Below are 8912 nucleotides of genomic sequence, written 5' to 3' on the forward strand. Positions count from 1 at the left end.
GCCAGCGGGTCTTCTCCTTGGCATCCTTGCAGCTACGGTAGCGCTGTTCGAGTTCCTCCAGGCTCAGGTGGGGGTGTAGGGGTATGGCTTTGCTCGGCATGCATTATTATCTACATAGGTTTGGTATAAAACGTCACATCCAGGGCGTTACTTCCGTAACCTCGGAGCGGGATTGTCCCTGCACGAGTTCACTCCCACTCGATGGTGGCGGGCGGTTTGGAGGTTATGTCGTAGACCACGCGCCCGATCTCGGGAACCTGGCGGGTGATCTTGCGGGCGACTTCATCGAGGAAGTCCAGCGGCAGGCGGGCCCAGTCGGCGGTCATGAAGTCCACGGTGCTCACCGCGCGCAGCCCCAGCACATAGCCGTAGCTGCGCTCGTCGCCGATGACACCCACGCTCTGCATGGGGGTGAGCACCGCTAGGGCCTGCGAGACGCTGTCGTAGAGGTTCCACTCGCGCAGGGCGCTGATGAAGATGTCGTCGGCGCGGCGCAGGATGTCGAGCTTGTGCGGCGTGACCTCCCCCAGAATGCGGATCGCAAGGCCAGGGCCGGGGAAGGGGTGGCGCATGCGGATGGGCTCGGGCAGGCCCAAAAGCAGGGCCAGCTCGCGCACCTCGTCCTTGAAGAGGTAGCGGAAGGGCTCGAGCAGCTCGAACTTCAAATCCGGGGGCAGCCCGCCGACGTTGTGGTGACTCTTGATGTTGGCCGCCCCTTCCCCGCCTGCCGACTCGATGACGTCGGGGTAGAGGGTGCCCTGGGCCAGCCAGCGGCAGCCCTCCTGCGAGAGCTTGCGGGCTTCGGCCTCGAAGACCCGGATGAACTCCCGCCCCACGATCTTGCGCTTTTCCTCGGGGTCACTCACGCCCTTCAGCGCCTGCAAGAATTGCTCGGAGGCGTCCACCACCCGCAAGTTCTCGTCGCCCAAAGGCCGCAGGGCCTGCTCGACCTCGTGGCGCTCGCCCAGCCGCAGCAGCCCATGGTCCACGAACACGGCGGTGAGCTGAGAGCCGATGGCCCGCGACAGCAGCAGGGCCAGGGTGGAAGAGTCCACCCCGCCCGACACCGCCAACAGCACCCGGTCGCTGCCCACTTTGGCACGGATGTCGGCAATGAGGGTCTCGAGGGTGTGCTCGGGTGTCCAGTCACGGCGCACCCCGGCGAGCTCGAGGAAGTTCTCCAGCACCGCCATGCCCTTGGGGCTGTGCACCACCTCGGGGTGGAACTGCACCCCGAAAGTCCTGCCGTCGGGCGCGGCGATGGCGGCCACCGGGTTTTCCTCGGTCTCGGCGATCACCTTCCAACCCTCGGGCAGCGCAGTGACGGCATCGGAGTGGCTCATCCACATCTGGAGTTCGCCCTCCAGGCCCGCGAACAGCGGCCCCTCGTGACGGGTCAAGACGGCTTTGCCGTACTCGCGCCGCCCAGCCCGCTCTACCCGCCCCCCCAAGGCCTGGGCGAGGTACTGCATCCCGTAGCAGATGCCCAGCACCGGCAGCCCCTGCTCGAGCAGCCCCTCGGCAGGCTTAGGTGAGCTCGGATCGAAGACCGAGTTGGGCCCGCCCGAGAGGATTATTGCTTGTGGCTGCTCGGCCAGGATGCGCTCTAAGCTGGCCGTGCCGGGCAGAATCACCGAGTAAGCCCGCAACTCGCGCACCCGCCGGGCGATGAGCCGGGTGTACTGCGAGCCAAAATCGAGGATGACAACGCTCATGTGGGTGAGTGTACCCGTAAAAGGGGGTGATGGGTATTGGGTGAAGGGTTCCGGGTGTCGCCCCTCTAGAAGTCACCGACAGCCAAACGTCGTCCGATGGTGTTTTTGAGCGTCCAGCGTTTTGCGTTTGGCGTCTTGCGCTCAGCTATCGACCCTCGGCATTTTATTGCAGCCTAATCGTCACCCCACCGGGCGTGGGCACGTCCAACAGGACTTCCTTGGGCTCACGGCCATCCACGCGGATGCGCACACGGTAGGCTCCGGCCTTGTCAAACTGCACCGGGCCCGGAACCTCGGCGATGGTGCGCCCTTTCTCCATGGTGGAGCCGGGGGGAGCCTCCAAGATCTCGATGCGCCCCTTGGCTTCGGGGGGATCGAGCCGAAACTCGACGACGTAGCCGCTGACGACGGGTTGGGGGCGGGGCCACAGCCACACAGCCAGGCCCACTGCCACCACCAGCAGCAACACCCCCAGGTAGTGCAGCAGGCTCCGACGGTGAGGTTGGGGCTCGATCACGGGGAAAGAGGGCTCGAGAGGGTCTTCGATGCGGATACGCCGGGGTGCGACAGGCATTTCTTCTTCCGGCGACCCTTCAGGAAGGCGCACAGGCTGGGATTCAACCCGCAGTTGGGATTTACTCTTGGGGACGGGAGCAGACGGGGGTGGGGGCTCCTCGGTGCTTCGCACCGCGAGCGTGGGCTCCTCCTCGAGCACGGCCTGGAGAATGGCCGGGGATTCAGCCTCCGCCTCGGCCACGGGCTCGCCCGCGAGTCGTTCGCGCACCTCCTCCAAGCTGAGCTTGCCCTGAGCGAAGGCCTCGAGCTCGGTGGAAAACAGCAGGTGCGACCAGCTCTCGCCCGCCAATTGACGCAGGGCCTCCACCACGCCCTGGGGATCGGGTTTCACGGGCTGCACCGGCAAGCCGGCACCCTCCAGCCATATGCGCGGACCCCGCACCCATAGCCGCTCGGCGCTGATGTTTCCGTGGCTCAACCCGGCCTCCTGCAAACGCCCCAGCGTCTCGAGCAACCCCCGCGCCCAGGCCAGCAGGCGCTTGGGGTCGGCGGTGCCCTGAAAACGGGTGGCTTCCACGGCGGCCACGGGAATTTCGGCAATCCAGGCCGACTCGAGGCCCTCGAGCCAGGGCAGCATCCCAGCTACGGCCTCAGGTGGCTCGCCCTCGAGCGGGCGGTACACCACCACGCCGATGCCGGTGCGCGAATCGCGGCCCAGCCAGGCCTCGAGCACGCGGCCCTCGGTGTCCAACAGCCCTCCTGGGAGAATGGGCGCGTGCAGAACATAAGGTCCCAGGCTATCCATAAACCCGAGTATACCCAGCCCCCAAGCCCAGGCGAAAAGCGCGCCTCGACCTTGCCCTAGGCCGATCGCAAAACCTATAATCTCGTTGAACGAACGGCCACCCGCTTTTTGGCGATGGGGGCAAACCGGCGGCCCTTAGGTCGCATGTTGGAAAGGAGCAACAGGATGGAGTTCAAGGTGACCCTATCGACCGAGGAGATCGTGCGCGGGCTCAAACACTACCGCCGCATTGCCAAACAGGATGTGCTGCGGGCCCCCGAAACCCCCAACCCCGAGGTGTTCCGCCTCCACGCCGAGGCCCGTCGCGAGGTGTATGCCCGCCTGGCCGAGACCGCCGAGACCGACGGCCCCGAGGCAGTAGTCGCCAAGGCCCTCGAGCTCTACCAGAACCTCCCCTTCGTCACCGGCACCAGCGAGGACGCCTATCCAGAGGTCAAGGGGCAGGAAAACGCCCTGGAGAACTTCTTTCTGATGATTGGGCTCGACCCGAAGGTGCGCCGGGAGGCCCGCAAGGCCCGCAAACCCATCGAGTGAGGGATAAGGCACAACAGCGGAGCAAATTTCAAAGCAGGCCGAAAGCGAGGCAATCCACGGCGCTTTTGGCCTTTTGCTGTGTAGGATGTTCAGAGCCATGAGTTTGGAACTACTGGCCGCACAGGCCCGCACCTGCACCGCCTGCCGCCTGGCCGCTACGCGGCTAAATGTCGTGTTCGGCGAGGGAAACCCCGACGCCCAGCTCATGATCGTGGGTGAGGGACCCGGCGAGGAAGAGGACAAGACCGGACGGCCCTTCGTGGGCAAGGCCGGGCAACTGCTGGACAAAATCCTCGAAGCCGCGGGCATTCCCCGCGAGAGCATTTACATCAGCAACATCGTCAAGTGCCGCCCGCCAGCTAACCGCGTTCCCCTGCCCGACGAGGCCAAGACCTGCACCACGCTGTGGCTCAACAAGCAGCTCGAGCTCATCCGGCCCCAGATCATCGTGCCGCTGGGAGCGACGGCCTGCGAGTACTTCTTGGGCGAGAAGGTCTCGATCACCAAGATTCGCGGGCAGTGGCTGGAGTGGCAGGGCATCAAGCTGTTCCCTATGTTCCATCCGGCCTACTTGCTGCGCAACCCGGCCCGCACTCCGGGCAGCCCCAAACACCTCACCTGGCTAGACATCCAGGAGCTCAAGAAAGCCCTCGACAGCCTGGGCGAAAAACCCAGCCGCGCGATCAAGACCGTGAGCCAGGAGTCGCTATTCTGAACGCCCCGCCTACCAGCGGCCTGATCCACCTGGGTGTGCTCTACGTGGTGTGGGGCAGCACCTACTTGGGCTTTCGCCTGGGCGTGGGGCCGGGGGGTGGCTTCGAACCCTTCATGATGGGAGCTTTGCGCTTTTTACCCTCGGCAGTGGTGCTGCTGGTCTACGCTCTCCTCACCCGGCAGCGCTTGAGGCTCCAGCGGCACGAGTTGCTGGTGATGGCGCTGTCGGGCGTGGTGCTGTGGGTAGGCGGCAACGGCCTGATCCTCGTCGCCAGCCAGTACTCCGCCTCGAGCTACGCGGCCTTGATGGTGGCGACCACGCCCATCTGGGCGGCGGCCTTCGAGGCCATCCTCAACCGCAAGGCCCCTTCGCCCAAGCTCGTCGCCGGGCTGCTGTTGGGTCTGGTGGGGGTGCTGGTTCTCTCGCTGCCCAAGCTGGCCCATAGCTCACAGACGACCCTGCTGGCGGTGGTGCTCTTGCTGCTGTCCCCCATGCTGTGGTCGGCGGGCACGCTCTACTACCAACGCAACCAGAGCCACCTCGAGCCCGTCGTGGTCTCGGCCTACCAGCAGCTCTTCGGCGGCCTAGCCTTCCTGCTGCTCTCCCCCCTGCTGGGCGAGCGCTGGGCCATGCCCACCCTCCAGGGCTGGCTGGCGCTGGCCTACCTGATCGTCTTCGGCTCGCTGCTGGCCTACACCTCCTTCATCCTGGCCGTGAAGCTCCTGCCGGTGAGCCTGGTGACGACCTACGCCTACGTCAACCCGGTGGTGGCGCTGTTCCTGGGCTGGCTGGTGCTGGGCGAAGGCATCGGGGCGTGGACCCTCGCTGGGGCGGCGCTGGTGCTCATCGCGGTGGGGATCGTGTTCCGGGCCCGCCGGCGATAGCACGCCCTTAGCGCTCCGAGGGCGCGAGGTTGACCCCGGGCCCGGTGAGGCGGCACGGGTCGGCGGGGGTGACGTCCTTGGGGTAGTGGCGCTTCATCTGCGCCACGGGGCGGGGCTCGCGCTCTACCCGGCCCACGGGGGAGGGGGCGCCGGGCTGGCCGCAGAGGATAGCCGCTGCTGTATCTGGCAAATGGCACACTCTGCTGTATATTTCAGCGGTTCACCCTCCCAATTCTCTCCCTCATCGTTGTCCTTAATCCACTCGAGCACCTCCAAAGCGCGCTCGTCACCGATTTTGCCAAGGATTAGGATGCTCCGGTAGCGTACGTTCTCATCAGGATCATTTCGCGCCAGGTCAATCACTTTATCTACCGGGGCATCCTTAACCCAGTGGCGCAATAAAATCCTGCCCACTTCTTGTCTTCCATATGGCAAATTCCCCTATGTGATCCTCTACAGAAATGCTGATGTACTGGTTCTGTGGGTCAACACGCACCAGGGTGGGCGGCCCCCGTAAGCAGTTGTCCGTTTTGAGATTGAGTAAGCATTGGCGATCATTGGTATAAAATATTGGATTAGGTCCAATCTCTACTTTTCTTAGATAAACCTTCGGCACCCTTAGGAAGTGATCCACAACACTTAGAGAGCTAGCCATCACCGGCACCGAAAAAGACAAGACAATTAAAATGAAAAAGAGTAGTGGCTTCGAGTATAGTCGTTGGAAACGCTGGGGAAAAGTATGCCCACTCATAGAGTTCATCTCTTTGAGATGGCTGACGCCCAGAAAACGCCCCGCTCCTTCAAGAACGACCATGACCCGAGGTTGTCTTCTCCCATAGCTCCACTTTCTTTATCCATCCTCCAGGGGGACATCCCTCGGATCTCGGCAGCCGCTGCCGGAAAATCACCGCCCCGTAGGACATGGGGAACCCATGTCACTCCTCCGAGGGCTCGAAGGAGAACCGGCCCTGCCGCCACACCAGCCTCCCCAGAAAGAGCGCATGGTCCCACAAGCCCTGTCTCGGCTGGTCGGTGTAGGCCACGAGCGGCCGGTCGGTGTAGACCCGCGCGATGACCCTAATATCGGGACGTTCGGTCAGCGGATGGTACTCGAAGCGGTAGAGCCTCACCCGCCCCTGCTCACGCCCGAGCCTCTTCAGCATCAGCGCCCTGAGCCGCTCCGCGGGCACCAGCACGGACGCGGAGATGTCCCTCCACCGGCCGCCCCTGACCTCGAAGAACCGGATGCGCTGCGGCCTCTCGCCGTAGGAGAGGTTGCTCACGGCGACGACCCCCCTGGCCGAGTCGACCCTCCACACCACGAACGCGTGGGACCCCGAGTCCTGACCCTCAACCTCCTGGATGGGAAAGTCCCTGGACTCCCTCAGGCGCGGGTGCAACACCTCCCCGCCCACGTTGATGAAATCGCCCTCCTCGCGGAAGTGGCCGAAATCCGGCTGCAGCATGTCGCGGCGTTTGAGGATCTCCCGCCTGCGGTCGGCGCAGCGCTCGTCGGGCGCGAGGTCGGTGCAGAAGGCGAACCAGCCCGAGGAGTCGCGGAAGACCTGATCCGGCGCCCTCAGGAAGAGCTCGAAGACGCTGCCGAGGGGGGCCCGTCTCTCCCCCGCCCTCATGAGCAGCAGGCCGAGCGAAAGCGTCGCGAACAGCACAACCGTGAGCCTCAACCATCGCATGGCTTACCCCCTACCTCCGCTCGATCGCCACGATCCACCACATAAAACAGGCACTCATTCCGCTTTCCTCAAGTCAAATCGCTCTCCGCGCCATATCAGGTTGAATACCTTGACTCGAGGGCTTGCCATATAAACGGCAATGGTGGTTCCCACTCGAGGTATTTCGTAAAAAGGTCTTGGTATGACAGTTGCCTCTGGCTCGCTCCGCTTAAGTGTCCTATAAGCCTCCAGCATCATCTGGGCGGTTATCTTGGGCAGTACCTGATCTGTAACATCGACCCAGGCACCATTTTTGTACCTCAGGAAATGGAGGGTCACATTTTTGCAGGATGCGGCCGTGCATCCATTGATTGAGAGGCCGATAAGAGGCTCCTGACCTTTTGCCCTCCACACTGCCATCTCAAACACAAGCTCCCACTGGCTGCTCGAGGCCATCAGGTATTCATTTCGCATATCAATTGCCATTTCGTAAGTGATGCCTGAAATTGTTCTCTCTATATACCCAGTTCGCCTTGAAGCAATGGCTAAATCTTCCCTGATGCCGTGGGGAATCAATGTAGCATCACCAGAAAGTAACGTGAAGTACCTATCGGGTAGAAGTTTGAAGTAATCAGCCACAGTCATCTGCTTTGATTGGGCGAAAGCCGAAACAGATAGGACTGATAAAAGGATGGGTAGGAATATCCAATGAAACGTAGAAGGGAGGTGCTTCATGTTTTTCGCCTACTTTCTCCTCACGGCAACAATCCATCGCATCGAATGCTTGGAGACATCTGACCACTTCCACAACACGTCTTCTCCTCTCGCACCCGCTAGCTCTTGGGATTTATCCGCATTCTTCAGACTATTCGCTTGCTGCCAATTCTCTCCATAATCCCATTTAGCTCCAGGAAATAGTCTGACCAATCCATAAGGATCATCTACTATCAGACCCTCCTCGGATACTTTCTGAACCCTGACTATGTGCCCGCCTATACTCATCATGATCGAGTGACCCTTAGCTAGATGGGGCAACACGTTTTTTTCCCACCATTCTTTGTCGCGTTGACCACTTCCAACGTCTTCAACATATCCTCCCATAGCCTCAATCACGCTTTGCCAGCCGGCCCTCGATTCTCGGTGATAACTGATACGGATTGCTTTTTCCATCTCCGGATTGACCTTAACTTTTGCATCAGCTATTTTTCGCCTCAGGTGTTCCAAATAATCCTCAAATTGAGGGAAGTTCTTGGGGTCAGGATTCCCAATACCCAGTTGCTCTAGAGCCATTGCGGCTGATGTCAAGTTACACATCACGTCCCCAAGGGGTTTACCAACCCGTTCAGCCCGCATATCACCGAAAGGGGTATATTTCTCGTCCTCCTCGCGCCCAATACTTGAGTTATTCCTTTGATTGCGGTAAGAAACCTTGCTCTGCAACAGCAGGTATAAGTCACCCCGCTTTTTTGCATCCGGCTCCTGGGCGATGAGGCCTCGAGCCCGCCGTATCTGTTCGACCGTGTAGCGTGGGGTAAATTGTTCGATTCCCATGAGCTTATCCAGGGCATCCGGGGCACCGTTGCCGTCCTGGTACGTCTGCCTGGTCGCGGGTTCAGGTACAGGGGTGTAAACGGCCACGAGTTCCCGGCTGCGGACAACCCTCCCGTTGCGGTCTAGCTCGAGCCAATCCGCTACCAGCCGGTCTCCCTTATAGCCTTGAAGGCTGCCCACCAGCTTGCGCACGGGTTGTTTGCCCGAGTAAGCCACCAGGTTGAGCACCCCGCCGGGGGTGATCCTGCCGATCAGGTCGAAGGAGCCCTCCCCCTTCTCCCAGGTGCTGCTGGAGTAACCGACTACCTTGTCGCCGAAGGGGCGGTCGAGCTCGAGGTGGATCGGCACCCGCCCCGCGATCTGGCCCACGAAGTGCCGGGGCTTGGGCCAGACCCTCTGGAGGGGTTGGGTCGCCTGGGATGCTTGGGGAGGGGGCGAGGCGACGGTGGCCTGCGGAGATGGTTTGGAGGAAGGTTGCGTGGGCTGTTTGGCCTGGGGAGGGGCTGGCGGTTTGGGAGG

General features: G+C 61.9%; 11 protein-coding genes. 3 read left to right on the top strand and 8 right to left on the bottom strand.

From position 1 onward, the window contains the following. Window positions 1-188: 188 nt before the first annotated feature. On the bottom strand, window positions 189-1715 hold the full coding sequence (gene guaA / locus Mrose_RS16995) for a glutamine-hydrolyzing GMP synthase (RefSeq protein WP_119280294.1): 1527 nt from the start codon (window positions 1713-1715) through the stop codon (window positions 189-191). Window positions 1716-1878: 163 nt separating this feature from the next. Continuing rightward, window positions 1879-3036 carry a hypothetical protein gene (locus tag Mrose_RS17000; RefSeq protein ID WP_119280296.1) on the bottom strand — a complete coding sequence of 386 codons (1158 nt, stop codon included), beginning with the start codon at window positions 3034-3036 and terminating at the stop codon, window positions 1879-1881. Between the two features lie 165 nt (window positions 3037-3201). Between Mrose_RS17000 and Mrose_RS17005 the strand changes: the two genes are divergently transcribed. The 3 genes from Mrose_RS17005 (at window position 3202) to Mrose_RS17015 (ending at window position 5169) form a co-directional block, all read left to right on the top strand. After that, the gene (locus Mrose_RS17005; protein ID WP_026234609.1) at window positions 3202-3570 is read left to right on the top strand and encodes a hypothetical protein; all 369 of its coding nucleotides are present in this window, start codon (window positions 3202-3204) and stop codon (window positions 3568-3570) included. 97 nt (window positions 3571-3667) lie between these two features. Then, entirely contained in the window at window positions 3668-4285 is a 618-nt protein-coding gene (locus tag Mrose_RS17010) for a uracil-DNA glycosylase (protein WP_119280297.1), read from the top strand. Window positions 4286-4320: 35 nt separating this feature from the next. After that, entirely contained in the window at window positions 4321-5169 is an 849-nt protein-coding gene (locus Mrose_RS17015) for an EamA family transporter (protein WP_245970008.1), read from the top strand. Window positions 5170-5176: 7 nt separating this feature from the next. On the opposite strand, the gene Mrose_RS18675 is transcribed toward Mrose_RS17015, so the two are convergent. From Mrose_RS18675 to Mrose_RS17035, 6 genes are all read right to left on the bottom strand, one after another. Continuing rightward, window positions 5177-5359, bottom strand: a complete 183-nt coding sequence (locus tag Mrose_RS18675) for a hypothetical protein (RefSeq protein WP_147371700.1) — start codon at window positions 5357-5359, stop codon at window positions 5177-5179. Next, window positions 5293-5583, bottom strand: coding sequence for a HEAT repeat domain-containing protein (locus tag Mrose_RS19865; RefSeq protein ID WP_119280299.1), 291 nt, complete (start codon window positions 5581-5583; stop codon window positions 5293-5295). The genes Mrose_RS18675 and Mrose_RS19865 overlap by 67 nt, the downstream gene beginning before the upstream one ends. Continuing rightward, on the bottom strand, window positions 5552-5983 hold the full coding sequence (locus tag Mrose_RS18680) for a hypothetical protein (protein ID WP_147371701.1): 432 nt from the start codon (window positions 5981-5983) through the stop codon (window positions 5552-5554). Before Mrose_RS18680 ends, Mrose_RS19865 begins: the two co-directional genes overlap by 32 nt. Window positions 5984-6104: 121 nt before the next feature. Next, window positions 6105-6863: a hypothetical protein gene (locus tag Mrose_RS17025; RefSeq protein WP_147371702.1), complete on the bottom strand. Its 759-nt coding sequence runs from the start codon at window positions 6861-6863 to the stop codon at window positions 6105-6107. Window positions 6864-6917: 54 nt separating this feature from the next. Continuing rightward, the gene (locus Mrose_RS18685; RefSeq protein WP_147371703.1) at window positions 6918-7577 is read right to left on the bottom strand and encodes a hypothetical protein; all 660 of its coding nucleotides are present in this window, start codon (window positions 7575-7577) and stop codon (window positions 6918-6920) included. 9 nt (window positions 7578-7586) lie between these two features. Continuing rightward, window positions 7587-8762, bottom strand: a complete 1176-nt coding sequence (locus tag Mrose_RS17035; protein WP_119280305.1) for a C39 family peptidase — start codon at window positions 8760-8762, stop codon at window positions 7587-7589. Between the last annotated feature and the right edge of the window lie 150 nt (window positions 8763-8912).

The organism is Calidithermus roseus, from assembly GCF_003574095.1.
GTDB lineage: Bacteria > Deinococcota > Deinococci > Deinococcales > Thermaceae > Calidithermus > Calidithermus roseus.

Excerpts from the sequence above, each read along its gene's own strand:
- Mrose_RS17010 (WP_119280297.1), top strand. The coding sequence starts at position 3,668 with ATGAGTTTGGAACTACTGGCCGCACAGGCCCGCACCTGCACCGCCTGC.
- guaA (WP_119280294.1), bottom strand. The coding sequence starts at position 1,715 with ATGAGCGTTGTCATCCTCGATTTTGGCTCGCAGTACACCCGGCTCATC.
- Mrose_RS18680 (WP_147371701.1), bottom strand. The coding sequence starts at position 5,983 with ATGGTCGTTCTTGAAGGAGCGGGGCGTTTTCTGGGCGTCAGCCATCTC.
- Mrose_RS18685 (WP_147371703.1), bottom strand. The coding sequence starts at position 7,577 with ATGAAGCACCTCCCTTCTACGTTTCATTGGATATTCCTACCCATCCTT.
- Mrose_RS17025 (WP_147371702.1), bottom strand. The coding sequence starts at position 6,863 with ATGCGATGGTTGAGGCTCACGGTTGTGCTGTTCGCGACGCTTTCGCTC.
- Mrose_RS17000 (WP_119280296.1), bottom strand. The coding sequence starts at position 3,036 with ATGGATAGCCTGGGACCTTATGTTCTGCACGCGCCCATTCTCCCAGGA.
- Mrose_RS17005 (WP_026234609.1), top strand. The coding sequence starts at position 3,202 with ATGGAGTTCAAGGTGACCCTATCGACCGAGGAGATCGTGCGCGGGCTC.